This window comes from Mesorhizobium sp. WSM4976 (assembly GCF_029625685.1).
GTDB lineage: Bacteria > Pseudomonadota > Alphaproteobacteria > Rhizobiales > Rhizobiaceae > Mesorhizobium.
In genome coordinates this window covers 1-16581 of the sequence record NZ_JARTVT010000019.1, presented here as the reverse complement: position 1 = coordinate 16581, position 16581 = coordinate 1, and the positions used below count along the sequence as shown (strand labels likewise).

19 protein-coding genes are annotated in these 16581 nt (G+C 63.2%); 10 read left to right on the top strand and 9 right to left on the bottom strand.

Annotated features, from left to right (window positions below; all coding sequences use genetic code 11):
• The first annotated feature begins 73 nt into the window (after positions 1–73).
• Both P9272_RS22460 and P9272_RS22455 read left to right on the top strand, forming a co-directional pair.
• Positions 74–535 carry a MaoC family dehydratase gene (locus tag P9272_RS22460; protein ID WP_128258405.1) on the top strand — a complete coding sequence of 154 codons (462 nt, stop codon included), beginning with the start codon at positions 74–76 and terminating at the stop codon, positions 533–535.
• Positions 532–1002, top strand: coding sequence for a MaoC family dehydratase (locus P9272_RS22455; RefSeq protein WP_128258406.1), 471 nt, complete (start codon positions 532–534; stop codon positions 1000–1002). Before P9272_RS22460 ends, P9272_RS22455 begins: the two co-directional genes overlap by 4 nt.
• Before the next feature lie 54 nt (positions 1003–1056).
• Here the strand turns inward: P9272_RS22455 and P9272_RS22450 are convergent, their stop codons facing one another.
• From P9272_RS22450 to petA, 4 genes are all read right to left on the bottom strand, one after another.
• Entirely contained in the window at positions 1057–1602 is a 546-nt protein-coding gene (locus P9272_RS22450; RefSeq protein WP_128258407.1) for an adenine phosphoribosyltransferase, read from the bottom strand.
• 97 nt (positions 1603–1699) lie between these two features.
• Positions 1700–2494, bottom strand: a complete 795-nt coding sequence (locus P9272_RS22445; RefSeq protein ID WP_278162318.1) for a cytochrome c1 — start codon at positions 2492–2494, stop codon at positions 1700–1702.
• Positions 2495–2575: 81 nt separating this feature from the next.
• Positions 2576–3877, bottom strand: a complete 1302-nt coding sequence (locus P9272_RS22440; RefSeq protein WP_128258409.1) for a cytochrome b N-terminal domain-containing protein — start codon at positions 3875–3877, stop codon at positions 2576–2578.
• Between the two features lie 16 nt (positions 3878–3893).
• Positions 3894–4454, bottom strand: a complete 561-nt coding sequence (gene petA / locus P9272_RS22435; protein ID WP_042647595.1) for a ubiquinol-cytochrome c reductase iron-sulfur subunit — start codon at positions 4452–4454, stop codon at positions 3894–3896.
• Positions 4455–4766: 312 nt separating this feature from the next.
• On the opposite strand from petA, the gene P9272_RS22430 reads away from it, so the two are divergent.
• Both P9272_RS22430 and P9272_RS22425 read left to right on the top strand, forming a co-directional pair.
• Positions 4767–5111: a cupin domain-containing protein gene (locus tag P9272_RS22430; RefSeq protein WP_128258506.1), complete on the top strand. Its 345-nt coding sequence runs from the start codon at positions 4767–4769 to the stop codon at positions 5109–5111.
• 88 nt (positions 5112–5199) lie between these two features.
• The gene (locus P9272_RS22425) at positions 5200–6054 is read left to right on the top strand and encodes an alpha/beta hydrolase (RefSeq protein WP_278162222.1); all 855 of its coding nucleotides are present in this window, start codon (positions 5200–5202) and stop codon (positions 6052–6054) included.
• On the opposite strand, the gene P9272_RS22420 is transcribed toward P9272_RS22425, so the two are convergent.
• The 4 genes from P9272_RS22420 to P9272_RS22405 are packed head-to-tail and all read right to left on the bottom strand — an operon-like array spanning position 6055 to position 10578.
• The gene (locus P9272_RS22420) at positions 6055–6366 is read right to left on the bottom strand and encodes a DUF6665 family protein (protein WP_278162221.1); all 312 of its coding nucleotides are present in this window, start codon (positions 6364–6366) and stop codon (positions 6055–6057) included.
• Between the two features lie 9 nt (positions 6367–6375).
• Positions 6376–8259, bottom strand: coding sequence for an ABC transporter ATP-binding protein (locus tag P9272_RS22415; protein ID WP_278162220.1), 1884 nt, complete (start codon positions 8257–8259; stop codon positions 6376–6378).
• Positions 8256–10136, bottom strand: coding sequence for an ABC transporter ATP-binding protein (locus P9272_RS22410; protein WP_128258413.1), 1881 nt, complete (start codon positions 10134–10136; stop codon positions 8256–8258). The genes P9272_RS22415 and P9272_RS22410 overlap by 4 nt, the downstream gene beginning before the upstream one ends.
• A gap of 25 nt (positions 10137–10161) precedes the next feature.
• The gene (locus P9272_RS22405; protein ID WP_278162219.1) at positions 10162–10578 is read right to left on the bottom strand and encodes a hypothetical protein; all 417 of its coding nucleotides are present in this window, start codon (positions 10576–10578) and stop codon (positions 10162–10164) included.
• Positions 10579–11050: 472 nt separating this feature from the next.
• Here P9272_RS22405 and P9272_RS22400 point away from each other — a divergent pair, with 472 nt between their 5' ends.
• The 4 genes from P9272_RS22400 (at position 11051) to P9272_RS22385 (ending at position 14512) form a co-directional block, all read left to right on the top strand.
• Positions 11051–11509: a tRNA (cytidine(34)-2'-O)-methyltransferase gene (locus tag P9272_RS22400; RefSeq protein ID WP_128258415.1), complete on the top strand. Its 459-nt coding sequence runs from the start codon at positions 11051–11053 to the stop codon at positions 11507–11509.
• A gap of 209 nt (positions 11510–11718) precedes the next feature.
• Positions 11719–12165 carry a redox-sensitive transcriptional activator SoxR gene (gene soxR, locus P9272_RS22395; RefSeq protein WP_278162218.1) on the top strand — a complete coding sequence of 149 codons (447 nt, stop codon included), beginning with the start codon at positions 11719–11721 and terminating at the stop codon, positions 12163–12165.
• Between the two features lie 194 nt (positions 12166–12359).
• Positions 12360–13208, top strand: a complete 849-nt coding sequence (locus P9272_RS22390) for a hypothetical protein (RefSeq protein ID WP_278162217.1) — start codon at positions 12360–12362, stop codon at positions 13206–13208.
• Entirely contained in the window at positions 13205–14512 is a 1308-nt protein-coding gene (locus tag P9272_RS22385) for a glycosyltransferase family 4 protein (RefSeq protein WP_278162216.1), read from the top strand. The genes P9272_RS22390 and P9272_RS22385 overlap by 4 nt, the downstream gene beginning before the upstream one ends.
• An 18-nt stretch (positions 14513–14530) precedes the next feature.
• Here P9272_RS22385 and P9272_RS22380 read toward each other — a convergent pair whose 3' ends face one another.
• Positions 14531–14788 (bottom strand): hypothetical protein, encoded by a 258-nt coding sequence (locus tag P9272_RS22380; protein WP_042639873.1) that lies wholly within the window; start codon positions 14786–14788, stop codon positions 14531–14533.
• 121 nt (positions 14789–14909) lie between these two features.
• Between P9272_RS22380 and hemF the strand changes: the two genes are divergently transcribed.
• Both hemF and P9272_RS22370 read left to right on the top strand, forming a co-directional pair.
• Positions 14910–15824 (top strand): oxygen-dependent coproporphyrinogen oxidase, encoded by a 915-nt coding sequence (gene hemF, locus P9272_RS22375; protein WP_128258419.1) that lies wholly within the window; start codon positions 14910–14912, stop codon positions 15822–15824.
• Between the two features lie 255 nt (positions 15825–16079).
• Positions 16080–16340 carry a DUF1344 domain-containing protein gene (locus P9272_RS22370; protein WP_128258420.1) on the top strand — a complete coding sequence of 87 codons (261 nt, stop codon included), beginning with the start codon at positions 16080–16082 and terminating at the stop codon, positions 16338–16340.
• The last annotated feature ends 241 nt before the right edge of the window (positions 16341–16581 follow it).

Genomic DNA, 16581 nt, shown 5'->3' with positions numbered 1-16581 from the left:
GACCAAATTGCCTTGGACCTTCATCCGGGAATGCCCGATTTGGGGATCAAGCATTCGTCAACCGGATTGCCGCATGACCGGAAAGACCTGGGCCTATGAGGATTTCGTCGAGGGCGCCTCGCTCGACCTCGGCAGCAAGACTGTGAGCGCTGCCGAGATCATCGAATTCGCCTCGGAATTCGATGCCCAGCCGATGCATCTCGACGAGGAAGCCGGCAAGGCCAGCATCCTCGGCGGGCTTTCGGCTTCGGGCTGGCACACCTGCGCGATGTTCATGCGCATGCTGTGCGACGCCTTCCTGCTCGATTCGACCTCTCAAGGGTCGCCCGGCATCGAACATGTGAAATGGAAGAAGCCGGTTCTGGCCGGTGATACCCTGCGCGGCAGGGTCACGGTCCTGTCCAAGCGCCAGTCCAAATCGCGGCCCCAACTCGGCTTGATCAGCATGCGCAGCGAGCTCTTCAACCAGCGCGGCGAATGCGTCTTCGAGCTGGAGAACACTGGCATGTTCCTGACCCGCGAGGCCGCGGCATGACCCTCGACGAATTCTTCCTGATCGGCCAGACCGTCACGCTCGGCTCGCACAAGTTCGAAGCCGACGAGATCAAGGCATTCGCCAGGAAATACGACCCGCAGATCTTCCACGTCGATGAAGAGGGGGCGAAGAAGAGTGTGCTCGGCGGGCTCTGCGCCTCGGGCTGGCACACAGCCGCCACCTGGATGAAATACAACCTCGAAAAGCGCATGGAGACCGAGGGCGTTCGCTGGACCGGCCCCGGCCCGCAGCCCGAATTCGGCCCCTCACCCGGCTTCCGCAATCTGAAATGGTTGAAGCCGGTCTATGCCGGCGAGACCGTGACCTTCACGCGCACCGCACTTGCCCATCGCCCGCTCGCCGGACGCCCGGGCTGGAGCCTGCTCACGCTGCGCTCGGAAGGTTTCGATTCGACCGGCGACAAGGTCATCGAATTCGACAGCGCCGTGCTGGTGAAGGTCGAGTAGCGCCGCCTTCTCCTTCTCCCCTTGTGCCCCTTGTGGGAGAAGGGGAAGCCCCGCTCAATGCCCCTCATATCCGATCAGCGTCCTCACCGGCACGCCGAGCGCTTCCAGTCTCTTGCGGCCGCCGAGGTCCGGCAGGTCGATGACGAAGCAGGCCGCGACGATGTCGGCGCCGATCTGCCTGAGCAGCCTGACCGCTGCTTCCGCGGTGCCGCCGGTGGCGATCAGGTCGTCGACCACGATCACCTTCTCGCCGGGGGAGACGCCGTCCTTATGCATCTCCATCTCGTCCAGCCCATATTCGAGGCTGTATGCCACCCGCACCGTTTCATAGGGCAGCTTGCCCTTCTTGCGGATCGGCACGAAGCCGGCCGAAAGCTGGTGCGCCACGGCGCCGCCCAGAATAAAGCCGCGAGCCTCGATGCCGGCGATCTTGTCAATCTTCAGCCCGGCATAGGGATGCACCAGCTCGTCGATGGCCCGCCGGAAGGCACGCGCGTCGCCAAGCAGCGTGGTGATGTCGCGAAATAGGATGCCGGGCTTGGGGTAATCCGGAATGGTGCGGATGGCCGCAAGCAGCGTGTCTTCGAGGGAGGATTTCATAAGCGGTTGATCCGTTGCCGCACAGTTTTGCCGGCAAGCGGGCGAAAAGAAAAGGGCGCCTTTCGGCGCCCGAGCATTTTTCTGAAAGCCCGCCGGCTTAGTGCGCGACGTCGGCCCACACCCTGCGCTTGGTCATGTAAACCAGCGCGCCGAAGAGCAGAAGGAAGACCATGACGCGGAAGCCGGTCTTCTTGCGGTCTTCGAGATGCGGCTCGGCGGCAAACATCAGGAAGGCCGAGACGTCGCGGGCATACTGGTCGACGGTCTGCGGCGAGCCGTCGTCATAGGTTACCTGGCCGTCCGAGAGCGGCTTCGGCATCTTCAAGGATACGCCGGACAGGAAGTACGGATTGTAGTGCGTGCCTTCCGGGATCACCATGCCGGCCGGCGGCGTCTGGTCGTAGCCGGTGAGCAGCGAGTGGATATAATCCGGGCCGCCCTGCGCATATTGGGTGAAGATGTCGAAGATGAAGCGCGGGAAGCCGCGCTCGACGCCACGCGCCTTGGCGAGCAGCGACATGTCCGGCGGGGCGGCGCCGCCATTGGCGGAAGCCGCGGCCTGCTCGTTCGGGAACGGCGCCGGGAAGTGGTCCGACGGCTTGCCGGGACGGTCGAACATGTCGCCGGCGTCGTTCGGGCCGTCATGGATGGTGTATCCGGCGGCCAGCGTCTTGATTTGCGCTTCCGAATAACCGAGCCCTTCCAGCGTGCGGAACGCCACCAGGTTCATCGAGTGGCAGGCCGAGCAGACTTCCTTATAGACCTTGAGGCCGCGCTGCAGCTGCGCCTTGTCATAGGTACCGAACGGGCCCGCGAAGCTCCAGCTCATTTCCTTCGGCTCGTTGATCGGGAAATGCGTCGGAGCGGCCGCATTCTGCTCTTCCGCCGCCATGGCCGCGGTACCCGCGACCAGCAGGCCGAGCAGCGCCAGCGAGGTGAGAATCTTCTTCATACCCAAAATCCCCTCAGATCCTCAGCCCTTGGTTTCCGGCGCGGCGGTTGCGCCTGCCGGATGTCCGCTGCCGCCCTTGTTCTTTTCCAGCACTGCCTCGGTGATCGAGTTCGGCAGCCTGCGCGGCGTCTCGATTAGGCCGAGCACCGGCATGATGATCAGGAAGAAGGCGAAGTAGAACAGCGTCGCCATCTGCGCCATGAACACGTAAGCGCCTTCCGCGGGCTGCGAGCCCAGCCATCCAAGCAGGATGGCGTCGGCAACGAACAGCCAGAAGAACAGCTTGTACCACGGACGGTAGACCGCCGAGCGCACCTTGGATGTGTCGAGCCACGGCACCAGGAACAGCATGGCGATGGCGCCGAACATGCAGAGCACGCCGCCGAGCTTGGAGTTGATCGGGCCGATGTTGAAGGTGATGGCGCGCAGGATCGCGTAGAACGGCAGGAAGTACCATTCCGGAACGATATGGGCCGGCGTCTTCAGCGGGTTGGCGACCGTGTAGTTGTCGGGGTGGCCGAGATAGTTCGGCAAGTAGAAGACGAAATAGGCGAAGACGAACAGGAACACGATCATGCCGAACGCATCCTTGATGGTCGCGTAGGGCGTGAAGGCGACCGTGTCGGTCTTCGACTTGACCTCGATGCCGGTGGGGTTCGACTGGCCGACGACATGCAGCGCCCAGATGTGCAGCACCACGACGCCTGCGATCATGAACGGCAACAGGTAATGCAGCGCGAAGAACCGGTTCAGCGTCGGATCGTCGACAGCGAAGCCGCCGAGCAGAAGCTGCTGGATCCAGTTGCCGACCAGCGGAATGGCGCTGAAGAAGCCGGTGATGACGGTGGCGCCCCAGAAGCTCATCTGTCCCCAGGGCAGAACATAGCCCATGAAGCCGGTGGCCATCATCAGCAGGTAGATGATGCAGCCGAGGATCCACAGCAACTCGCGCGGCGCCTTGTAGGAACCGTAGAACAGGCCGCGGAAGATGTGGATGTAGACGGCGACGAAGAAGAACGAGGCGCCGTTGGAATGGAGATAACGCAGCAGCCATCCCGAATTCACGTCGCGCATGATCTTCTCGACCGAATCGAAGGCGAGATTGGTATCGGACGTGTAGTGCATCGCCAGCACGATGCCGGTCAGGATCTGCGCGACCAGCATGATCGACAGGATGCCGCCGAACGTCCACATGTAGTTGAGGTTGCGCGGCACCGGATAGGCCACGAAGCTGTCATAGACCAGCCGCGGCAGCGGCATGCGGGCGTCGAACCAGCGCTCGATACCGGTCTTGGGCGTATAGGTCGAGTGTCCCTCGCTCATCGAAATATCCCCTGCCTCAACCGATAAGGATCTTGGTATCGGAAATGAACTTGAATACCGGGATCGCCATGTTCTCCGGCGCCGGGCCTTTGCGGATGCGGCCGGCGGTGTCGTATTGCGAGCCGTGGCACGGGCAGAACCAGCCACCGAAGTCGCCTTCCTGGCCGAGCGGGATGCAGCCGAGATGGGTGCAGACCTGCACCATCACCATCCAGGCTTCCTTGCCGGGAGTGGTGCGGTTGGCGTCGGTCGCCGGCGCGTCGGACGGCAGGTTGGCATTGCGCGCGATCGGGTCCTTGAGATCGGCGAGATTGACGGCCTCGCCGTCCTTCATTTCCTTTTCGGTGCGGTTGCGCACCACCACCGGCTTGCCGCGCCACTTGACGATCAGCGAAGAACCGGGCTGCAGCGAGGAGACATCGACCTCGACCGAGGCCAGCGCCAGCGTCGAGGCGTCCGGGCGCATCTGGTCGATGAACGGCCAGGCGACGGCTCCCGCGCCGACAACGGCGGCCATGCCGGTGGCTACGTAGAGAAAATCGCGACGGTTGGGATCGTGGATGTCGGTTGCGCTCACGGGTGCCTGATCCTTTCGCCTCTTCCTAACCGGAGGCCGAGCCTTGTCCCCGCTCAATCGCACCTGCCCGACAGCGCATGGCGAACAGGCTAGCGAATTCCTCCGGCATTTGGATTTTCGGTTTATGCGTGCGGCCCGTTTTTGTCCAGCGGGGTGAGGCCACAAGGGCAGATTGTCGCGGGGAAGCGCAGCGGCCGTGGCCGACGTGTCCTCGCGAGGTCGCCGGACGGCGTGAAACAGCGGGAAATCCGGAGTGAAATCAGGGCGGTGTTTGCCTCGACATCGGCTCCTGGCCCGGTCTATTCTGCCGTCATGGCGCATGTCATTGAACGCGACAGCTGGGCCGACGCCCCCGACCGCTGGAAAGGCGAACTGCAATGCGGCCAGTTCGGCGCCAATTCCTGCCTGATCTTCAACTATCAGGAAAGGATCGGCGCCGGCCCGCGCCTGCACAAGCACCCCTATGCGGAGATCTTCGTCATCCGCTCCGGCACCGGCCTGTTCATCATCGGCGACCGGGAAATCAGGGCCACAGCCGGCCAGATCCTGATCGTGCCGCCTGACACCCCGCACAAATTCACCAATCTCGGCCCCGGTCCGCTCGAAAGCACCGACATCCACGAGAACGGCCACTTCATCACCGAATGGCTGGAATGATTTCTCTTCCGGTCCGTGGTTGATAGGGCCTGTCCGACCACCGACTGCAGCCTAGTTCTATCGATGGGACGTCGATGGAGATCGAAGCATGCAAACACGTACTGTCGAGGTCGAGGGGCTGGCAATCGCGGTCCGGGAAGCGGGACCGCCCAATGCCCCTGGGCTGCTCCTGCTGCACGGCTGGCCGCAAAGCTCCTATGCTTTCGAAGCAATCATTAACCAACTGGCCAGGAACCAGCGCGTCATTGCGCCTGACCTGCCAGGTATCGGCGCCTCGCAGGGCTTGCCCAGAAGCGGGGAGAAGGCATATCTGGCCGAGCTGATAGGCGGGCTGATTGAGGCTTGCGGCCTGCGGCAGGTCATCGTCGCCGGCCATGACGTCGGCGGTCAGATCGTCTTCGCGCTGTTGCGCGACAAGCCGGGAAAATTGTGCGGCGCGGTGATCATGGATGTCGTCATCCCTGGCGTGGCGCCGTGGGAAAAGGTCATCCACAATCCGCATATCTGGCATTTTGCCTTCCATGCGATCCCGGTTTTACCCGAGATGCTGGTGAGCGGCCATGAGCGCGTCTATTTCGATTTCTTCTTCGACACCCTCTCCGAGGAAAAGTCGGCGATCCCTCCCAAGGCCCGGGATATCTGCGCGAAGGCCTATTCGCGGCCGGAAAGCCTCAAGGCGGGGTTCGACTGGTATCGAGCATTTGCCGAGGATGCCAAGGCCAACGCCGCTGCGCCCGCAGTCTCGATCGGCACGCCGGTGCTTTATCTCAGGGGCTCGGCCGAGTCCGGCGACATAGCCGATTATCTCGATGGCTTGAGGTCCGCTGGCCTGTCGCAGGTCGAAGGCGACATCATTGCAGGCTGTGGGCACTTCGCAGCTGATGAGAACCCCACGGCGCTTGCTGCGCGATTGGTGCGCTTCCGTGAAGAAATCAGCGCCTAGCTAGCTGGCGCCGAGCCTGACCAGCACGGCCCGCGGGATGTTGTATTCGCGGATCACGGCATCGTGCTTGCGCAGGCCGCAAAGCTCGCGCTGGATGAAATAGGCGTGCACGGCCGCGGCCGCTTCCTTCAGCAGCCGGTTGCGGTGCTCGCCCTCCCCGCTCTCGCGCAATCTGGCAAGAGTTTCCTCGACGCGCTGGCCGGCGCGGCCAAGCGCGGCGGCCTTCTCGGCGAGGATTTCGTGACCGAGCAGGTCGAGCGCGCTTTCCTGCGCGCCAGACCGTCCGAAATTGGTAGGCATGCGTACTGACATGGTCGCGTTCTACTCCGCCGGCCGCGTCTCTTCCAGCGCGCTTTCCTCGTTGAACAGGAAACCGCCGGACTGTCGCTTCCACAGCCTCGCATAGAGCCCGTCGAGCCCCACCAGCTCGTCATGCGTGCCCTGCTCCAGGATGCGGCCGCCGTCGAGCACCACCAGCCGGTCGAGCGCCGCGATGGTGGAAAGCCGGTGCGCGATGGCGATCACCGTCTTGTTCTCCATCAACCGCGTCAGATTCTCCTGGATCGCCGCTTCGATGTCTGAATCGAGCGCCGAGGTCGCCTCGTCGAGGATCAGGATCGGCGCATCCTTGAGGAAGACGCGGGCGATGGCGACGCGCTGCCGCTGGCCCCCGGAGAGTTTCACGCCGCGCTCGCCGACATAAGCCTCGTAGCCGGCGCGGCCGCGGTTGTCGCGCAGTCCTAGGATGAAGTCATGCGCCTCGGCCTTTTTCGCCGCGGCGATCACCTTCGCGTCAGTGGCATCCGGCATGCCGAGCTTGACGTTGTCGCGCAGCGAGCGGTGGAACAGCGCCGTGTCCTGGCTGACGACGCCGATATTGCCGCGCAGCGAGTTCTGCGTCACATGCGCGATATCCTGGCCATCGATCAGGATCTGGCCGCCTTCCAGATCGTAGAGGCGCAGGATCAGATTGGCCAACGTCGTCTTGCCGGCGCCGGACGGACCGACCAGGCCGACCTTCTCGCCCGGACGCACGACGAGGTCGATCCCGTCAAGCACACCTGCCCCCTTGCCGTAATGGAAGGTGACGTTGCGGACATCGATGCGACCGCCGGTGACGACCAATTCCCTAGCGTCTGGCGCATCGGTCAGGCCGAGCGGCTGCGAGATCAGCGCCTTCGAATTCTCCAGCACGCCGAGATTTCGTAAGATGCCGTTGAGCTGCATCATCAGCCGCCCAAGCAGCATGTTGAGCCTCAGCACCAGCGACAGGGTGAAAGCGACGGCGCCGACCGTGATCGAGCCTTCGACCCAGAGATAGATGGCGAAGGCGGCGATCGCGGTGATCATGACGCCGGAGAGCATGGTCAGCGCCATACGCACGCCGGTCAGTCGCCGCGTGAACGGCCGCAGCGCATCGAGATAGATGTCGAAGCCGCTACGGATATAGCGATCGTCGCCGTCGGCCGAAAACAGCTTCAGCGTCTGCACGTTGGAATAGGAATCGACAATGCGGCCGGTGATCATCGAGCCGGCCTCGGCGGTCGCCTCGGCATGCTTGCGGATTGCCGGCAGATAGAGTTTCGCCAGCCAGCCGAACGCGGCGATCCACACCACCACCATGAGCGCCAGCCGCAGATCCAGCCCCGCGACCAGCGCCAGCGTGGTGACCGTGTAGACGATCATGAACCAGACCACCTCGATGAAGCTTTCCATCAGGTCGCCCGTCGCCTGCCCCGCCTGCCAGACTTTTGTCGCGATGCGGCCGGCGAAGTCGTTCTGGAAGAAGGCGTAGGACTGGCGCGAGACATGCCGGTGCGCCTGCCAGCGCACAAGATTGTAGAAGCCTGGCGTGATCGTCTGCTCGTCGACCAGCGCCGAAAGGCCGACGACGGTCGTACGGATGATCAGCACCACCGCGCCCATGAACAAGAGCTCGGGACCGGCCGCGGCCCAAAGCGCGTGCCAGCTGCGCTCGCCGGGCAATTGGTCGAGGATATCGACCAGCCTGCCGACGAAATAGAACAGGCCGGCCTCGACCAGCGGCGCGATGCCGCCGATGACGAGCATGGCGAAGAAGGCGAGCTTCGCCTGTCCGACATAGTGCCACAGGAAGCCGCCGACGCTGGCGGGCGGCCGCAGATTCGCGGGCTCGCGGAACGGGTAGACCCAGTGCTCGAACCAGCGATAGATGGCCTGCATCATTCGGCGGCTTCACCTTTGGCAATCGCATCGTTGGCGGCGTCAGCCGGTCCGTCATCGAGCAGGAAGCCGCCCGACTGGCGCTGCCAGAGCTGGGCATAGAGTCCGCCCTTGGCGACGAGTTCCTCGTGCGAGCCTTCCTCGATGATGCGGCCCTTGTCCATGACGACGAGCCTGTCCATCGCCGCGATCGTCGACAGCCGGTGCGCGATGGCAATGACGGTCTTACCCTGCATCAGCTTGTAGAGATTCTCCTGGATCGCCGCCTCGGCTTCCGAATCGAGCGCCGAGGTCGCCTCGTCGAGGATCAGAATCGGTGCATCCTTCAGCATGACACGGGCGATCGCGATGCGCTGCCGCTGACCGCCGGACAGTTTCACGCCGCGGTCGCCGACATGGGCGTCGAAGCCCTTGCGGCCATTGTGGTCCGAAAGCCCGTCGATGAAATCGAGCGCTTCCGCCCGCCGCGCTGCTTCGATGAGCATCTCCTCGGTCGCGTCCGGCCGGCCGTAGAGGATGTTCTCCTTCACCGACCGGTGCAGCAAAGAGGTGTCCTGCGTCACCATGCCGATCTGCGCGCGCAGCGAATCCTGCGTCACCGCCGCGATCTCCTGGCCGTCGACGAGGATCCTGCCGCTTTCCAGGTCGTAGAAACGCAGCAGCAGGTTGACCAGCGTCGACTTGCCAGCGCCGGACCGGCCGACAATGCCGACCTTTTCGCCGGGCTGCACGGTAAGCGACAGGTTCTCGATGACGCCCTTCTGCTTGCCGTAATGGAAGCGGATGTCCTCGAAGCGGATTTCGCCCTGACTGACGGCGATGTCCTTCGCACCCGGCCTGTCTTCGACCAGGCGCGGCAGCGAGATCGACTGGATGCCGTCCTGAACCGTGCCGATATTCTCGAACAGCCCGGACATCTCCCACATGATCCACTGCGACATGCCCCACATCCGGAGCACCAGGCCGATGACCACGGCGACGGCGCCAATCGTTACCGCGTCGCCGAGCCACAGCCACAGCGACAGCGCGGTGACCGAAAACAGCAACAGCGCGTTGAGGATGTAGAGCAGGCCGTAGAGCACCGTCACCAGCCGCATCGACCGGTAGACCGTCTCGAGGAATCCAGCCATGCCTTCCCTGGCGAAGGCCGCCTCGCGGCGAGCGTGGGAAAACAGCTTCACCGTCTGGATGTTGGAATAACTGTCGACGACGCGGCCGGTCATCATCGAACGCGCATTGGCCTGCTCTTCGCCGACCTTGCCGAGCCGCGGAATGAAATAGAACAGCAGAGCGATGTAGCCGACCAGCCATACGCCCAAGGGAGCGGCCAGGCGCAGGTCCGCCGAACCGACGATGAACAGCATGCCAAGGAAGTAGACAACGATATAGTTAAGGACGTCTATGATCTTAATGACGCAGTCGCGCACGGCCAGCGCGGTTTGCATCAGCTTGGTGGCGATGCGGCCGGCGAACTCGTCCTGGTAGAAAGCCATCGACTGCTTCAGCAGGTAGCGATGGACCTGCCAGCGTATCCGCATCGGATAGTTGCCCATCGTCGTCTGCTGGTTGATCAGCGAACGCAACCAGACCATGCCGGGCAGCGCAAACAGAACGATGAAAGCCATGCCGGCCAGCTTCCAGCTCTCTGTCTGCAGGAAGGTCTCCCGGTTCTGCGCCGACAGCCAATCGACGATGCGGCCCATGAAACCGAACATCCACACTTCGGCGACGGCGATCGCCGCCACCAAGAGAGCATCGACGATGATGTAAGGCCAGGCGCCACGTGTGTAATGCACGCAAAACGCGACCAGCGTCTTCGGCGGCTCGACCGGTTCCTCGGCGGGAAACGGATCGAGCCTCTGTTCAAACCAGCGGAACATTCCAGGCACTCACGACGCTACGCGCTCACGCGGCGCGGGATTGATGGGCAAGGCTTTGCGGCCGCGCGGTATTGCGGGCCGGCGATACGGAATCATCCGCATTGCCGGCCTTGCTGCTCGCAATATAGGGTTTCGCCGGCGTTTCGCCGACAGGCTCGTTCGACGATCCTGACGACGCCGAGCTTCCCGACGAAAAGCCGGACCCTGCCCGGTCCCTGTCGCCCGGACGGAAGATACGGATGATCCGGCGCACCAGCGTGGGGCGGCTGTGGTCGGGCACCGCGCGCGAGAAATCGACATCCGGCAGCATGCCGCGATGTGGCCTGCGACGCTCCTCGGCATGCACCGCCGACGAATAGGTTTCGCCGATCAGCAGCGCCCAGGTGGCCACCTTGCGTTCATGCAGGCTTCTTGACCCCGGTATCTTGTAGGGATCGAACATTGGTCCGTCCTCCATATGCAAATGCGTTAAAAAGGGTGATACGGCCTTGATCCCCGGCATTCGACCGAAAGCGCGGATCGAATCGTCCGGGGCCGGACGGCAAGCGTCGGCTGGGAGACGACAAATGTCGGTCCCGGCACGTTCAGCTGGGGCGCGGCGGCGCCCCTTTGGCAGTTTGAAAAACATCGCAAGATTCCTTCTAAGGGCCGAAAACTGGGTTCGGCGGGAATCGGTGCGATGAAGACTTTAAAGTGTCAGAAGAATCGTCGTACCGAAACCGCCATTGGGCATACGAGAGCCCAGGAGAGGCGCTGGATGTGCATGGTCATCATGTGTTCCCCTCCATTCGGTTCGGGTTGACGATGGTGGGCATATACCGGACTTCGCAGAAAATGGCCACCCGCCAGGCCAGAAATCGCCGAAAGCGGGAGATGCCTGTGGCCGATCTGCCACTTATTAGCAGGATGCGAAAATGAACGATCGTCTCCGCGTCGCGCTCTACCAGCCGGATATCGCCGGCAACACCGGGACAATCCTGCGCTTCGCCGCCTGCCTCGACATCGCTGTCGATATCATCGAGCCTGCCGGATTCCCGCTCTCCGACCGCGCGCTGAAACGAGCCGGCATGGACTACCTCGAAATGGCGGCGCTCACCCGCCATGTCGACTGGCACGCCTTCGAGGCATGTCGAAAGGCGCACACGCGCCGGCTGGTGCTGCTCACCACCAAGGCCACCAGCGCCTACACGGACTTCGCGTTTACTGCCGGCGACATTCTTCTGTTCGGCCGCGAATCCGCCGGCGTGACGGAAGAGGTCCATCAGGCGGCGGATGCGCGACTGACCATTCCGATGCGAGCGGGCGCGCGCAGCATCAATGTCGCCCTGTCGGTCGCCATGGTCGCGGGCGAAGCGCTCCGCCAGCTCGGCTAAAGCAATTCCAGGAAAAGTGTGAAACGGTTTTCCGTCCGGAATTGCGTCGAAACAACGAGCCAGCCTTCGCGCTTCCGCGTTATCCCGAACCGCAGTTCGTTCCGCCATCGTTCCCGCCCAGACGCACATGGCCCTTCTCCCGCAATTGCCCTATCGATATTTCCTGGATACAAGCTCAACTTAACTTGAGGTCAACCAGGAATTTGAGAATGGCTCCAGTGAGGGAATTGACGGTCGGCCAAGTTGCCATGCGCAGCGGCGTCGCGGTATCGGCGCTGCATTTCTACGAGGCGCGCGGGCTGATCCGCAGCCACCGCACCTCCGGCAACCAGCGGCGCTACAGCCGCGATGTGCTGCGGCGCGTGGCGATCATCCGCGTCGCTCAGGAGGTCGGCATCTCGCTCTCCGACATCGCCCGGGCGTTCCAATCCCTGCCCGAAGAACGCACGCCGACGCGAGAGGACTGGAACCTGCTGTCGACAGTCTGGCGCGACGATCTCGACCAGAAGATCGCCCAGATGAAGAAATTGCGCGACGGTCTGACCGACTGCATCGGCTGCGGCTGCATGTCCATCGACAAATGCCCGTTGAGGAACAAGGAAGACCGGCTGAGCGCCCAAGGGTCGGGAGCAAGGCGACTGGTGGTCGCGCGCTGATCCTCTATTGCTGTCCGCTTCAAGACACCCGGGATGGACGCTACTTGTCTGGAGACAGGCCAATGCAGCGAGCCTGCGCCAGTCAGCATTTTCGACGGTTATCCCAAAGATAATCCTTGCAAGACAAGGATTTGGTCTGCAGGAAAATGCCTTCGACCCTGAATCTCTATAAAGGCCGAGCGGACCGCACGGGCATGAATTGTAACGCCATCGCGTCCCTTGGCCCGAAGGGCCTGCAAGGCCTGAGCCTGACCGCGCAAGATTTCGCCTCGCGCTGGCGCGCCGTTCCGGCCGGCCTCGCCGAGCCTTCAACGCATGACCTCTATCTTGCGCCCCATTGCGACGACATCTGTTTTTCGCTTGGGGCTTTCGTGCTTCGGCGGCGAAAAGGCGTTCTGCTCACCTTATTCTCGCAGTCAGGCTATGTGGCCCAGCCTCGGACGGTTGCAGAACTTGGCGATGACCGCATCGCCGCGATCTCCAGCCTGCGCCAGCGTGAAGACCTCGCCTTTACGGAGCAGACAGGCCTGCGCCTCTGCTTTGGCGGGCTCGACGAGGCGCCACTGCGCGGGCACGCTCCTTTCGACACCGCCAAGGTGGAAGACGATGCGCGGCAGCTTGACGAAGCCGTCGTCGCGGCAATCTTTGCCGCGGCAATGGAACGGCCCACGGATCGGCGGCCTTGGCTCTTCTGCCCGATGGCCATCGGCGGGCATATCGACCACATGGTGATCCTCAAGATCGTGTTACGGCACTACAACGCCCTGCGGGCGCGCTGGCGCATCGCCTTCTATGAAGATCTGCACTATGCCTCCGTCCGGCGGATGCGGGCGGAGGGCCTTGCCAGGTTCCAATGCCTTGCCGCGCGATTGAAGCTCAGGCGCTCGCTTTGGCCCATTGGCGCGGCGGTCGACAAGCTGGCGCTCGTTGCGCTGTATCGGAGCCAGTTCGCGGAATCGCCAGTCTCGATAAAGCCGTTCACGCCGGCCCAGAGCATTACGGCCCCGGCGCATGAGGCGCTCTGGAGCACCGAGCCCGCATGACGCGCACCAACCGGTCCTTGCCGCTGCGCCTTGGTTGGACAGCGCTAGCCAAAAGCTGGTTGCGCAAGCTCGACAGATTGCGCCGGCTGGCGGGCCGCCTTGAGCGGGGCGCGCCTCTCGCTGCCGCAAACCAAGAGCCGTTTTCCGCCCTGGTGCGCTCAGCGGGAAATCTCGCCGACTTGCGCCCACATTTGCTCGTCCTGGTGCCTTGGCTGCCGATCGGCGGCGCCGAGGTGCTGCTGGCTGACATCCTCGACAGCCTCAAAGCAGAATGGCGCCTCAGCATCGTCACGACCGAGAGAGGCGACCAGGCTCTGGCGCCGGCGTTTGCGGCAATCACCACGGAAATCTACCATTTGCCCGATTTGCTCGACCGGCGGCATTGGTTCGAATTCGTCGCCGCGCTTATGGCCTCGCGCGATTCCAAGGCGATCCTGTCGAGCGGATCGCGCTTCCTCTACAAGAACCTGAAGCGGATCAAGGCACGCTTTCCCGCAATCCGGAGCTATGACATTCTGCACAATGACGCGCCAAAGGCGCATTTGGCCTCGGCGCTGCGTGCCACGCTTCACATCGATCGCCTCATCGCGGTGAACGAAAGGATCGGGCGCTCGCTCACCGGTGGCGGCGCTCGCTCCGGGACGGTGGCTGTGATCCCCAACGGTGTCGATTACGAAGGCGTCTTCAATCCGCATGGCATGGACCGCGCCGCGGCCCGCCAGCGCTTCGGCATTGAGGAGGACACCTTCGTCATCGGCTTCGTTGGGCGGATGAGTGCGGAAAAACGCCCTCTCGCCTTCCTCACGGTGGCGGCGCCAATTCTCGCCACCCATCCCAACGCGCGGCTCGTTGTGCTGGGCGACGGCCCAATGGCCAAAGCGTTTGGCGATGCGGCCGAGGCCTCCGGCATCGCCGACCGTCTGCATCACGTGCCTCGCCTCGATCGCTCGGCGATGCCGCAATTTTACGCCTCCTGCAGCATCCTCGTGATGTCGTCGCTCATCGAAGGCACGCCACTGGTGATGCTTGAGGCATTGGCGATGGGCTGCCCGGTGGCGAGCACCGATGTCGGAGATGCTGCGCTCATCATCCGCGAAGGCATCAACGGCTTCATCGTTCCGGTCGCGGTTCCGGAAGACCTGACGCCGCGCATCGCCAGCCTGGTCGACGACACGGCCGCCCTCGAGCGGATGCGCGCGGCCGCCCGGCAGTCGATCATCGACACGGGGCGATCGGTCAATGCGATGCTCGCCGCCTATAGAGCCTTGATGCGGCCGGAATTCCCCGCGCGACACCGAAGATAGCGAAGACGGTGGCGCGCTTCAGTCGGCCGCCGGCAGCCGTCGCATGGTGAACTCGATCACATCGCCTGGGCGTTCGAACCAGCTTTCGATCTCGGTCCAATAGGCCTGCTTCGGGAAGCGCTCGAACCACTCCTTGGCCTTGAGGCGCGCCGCCGGCCGCGGCAGCACGAAGGTCTCGCGCAGAAATCCGTCGCGCGGCAGGTTTGCGCGCTCGGCCCGCGAGCGTTCCAGCCTTTTCTTCAAGCCATCCAGCGGCGGTCTTGCCGGGGTGCGCATGAAGGAACTCCCTTGCACCTTGGTCAGACAGGACTTGACCCTTGCCTTTAAGAGATTAGGGATCGCGCGCAGAAAAAACGAGTCATTTGTCAGGCAAGCGCGCCTATACCTGGAGACTGAATTGGAAAGACCTGATCTTCCGGTGGGGCTGCCGGCCGACATCGAGCAGAAGAAGATGAAGGCCCGCCTCTGGTTCGAGGCCTTGCGCGAGCGCATCTGCGCCGCCTTCGAGCAGATCGAGCGGGAACTCACCGGCCCACAAGCGTCATGGTCGCCCGGCCATTTCGAAAAGACCCCCTGGGAACGTGACGAAGGCCGCGGTGGCGGCGGCACCATGTCGATGATGCGCGGCCGCGTCTTCGAGAAGGTCGGCGTGCACACTTCGACCGTCCATGGCGAATTCTCGCCGGAGTTCAGGAAGCAGATTCCCGGGGCCGAGGAGGATCCGCGCTTCTGGGCGAGCGGCATCTCGCTGATCGCGCATCCATGGAATCCCAACGTGCCGGCCGTTCATATGAACACGCGCATGGTGGTTACCACGCGCCAGTGGTTCGGTGGCGGCGCCGATCTGACGCCGGTGCTCGACCGCCGCCGCACCCAGGACGACCCCGACGCGATCGCCTTCCACCGCGCCATGCAGTTCGCCTGCGAGAAAAACGCCGCGGTCGCCGACTACCCCAAATTCAAGGCCTGGTGCGACGAATATTTCTTCCTGCCCCACCGCAATGAGCCGCGCGGCATCGGCGGCATCTTCTTCGACTGGCTGCATTCGGGCGAGGACAAGGGCGGCTGGAATGCCGATCTCAATTTCGTCCAGGATGTCGGCCGCTCCTTCCTGGTCGTCTATGCTCATCTGGTTCGGGGCAACTTCAATCAAAACTGGACCGACGGCGAGCGTGACGAACAACTGATCCGGCGCGGCCGCTACGTCGAATTCAACTTGCTTCACGATCGCGGCACCATCTTCGGCCTGAAGACCGGCGGCAATGTCGCCTCGATCCTGTCCAGCCTGCCGCCCGAGGTAAAATGGCCGTAACGATCCGGTGAGCGCGGCCATGGCCGCATTGCTGTCCCATTCGCCGAATCTTGGCGGCCAATGTGGCGGGCAGATTTCTTTTTTGTCTAATATCCTTTTGAAAAAATTGAGTTATTTAAGCTTCCGGGTCGGGAAGCGCCGGCGGCAGAGGTGGCGATCGTTGCTCCCACGGCCGTGACCCGACGCGACTTGACGGCCCTGATCAAGAAGGGGTGCCTGGTCCTACAGGCGCCCCCATTTCCAGGAGAGCATGCCATGCGCAAGCTTATCGTGACGGCGGCGACCGCCGCCGTCCTCGCCTCCGGTGGCGCCGCGTTCGCGGCGGTCAAGCACACCATCGGAACCGTGAAGAGCTTTGATGGAACGGCCATGAGCCTTGTTCTGGACAACGGATCGACCTTCACCCTGTCCAAGGCCTTCAAGGATCCCGGCATTCAGGCCGGTGAGAAGGTTCGCGTGTCCTGGGACACGAGCGGCGGGAAAAAAATCGCCGAAGCCGTCAAGATCATGAAGTAGCGACTGCAGCGATTCCTGAAGCTGCGCGGTTGAGCACGACGGCTTGGCCCACAGCCGTCCGCCCGAAACCCATGAACGACAAAGCGACATAGCAGGCTCAGGCAGCACGAAGGGGGGGGGGCCCGGGGCCCCCCCCCGGGGGGGGGGGGGCGGGGGGGCAAGGCGGGGAAAAAGGGGGACACGAAAACACGGCCCGGGTGTTTTTTTTTACATTGTGGGAAAAGCCCCAAACCCCAAATGG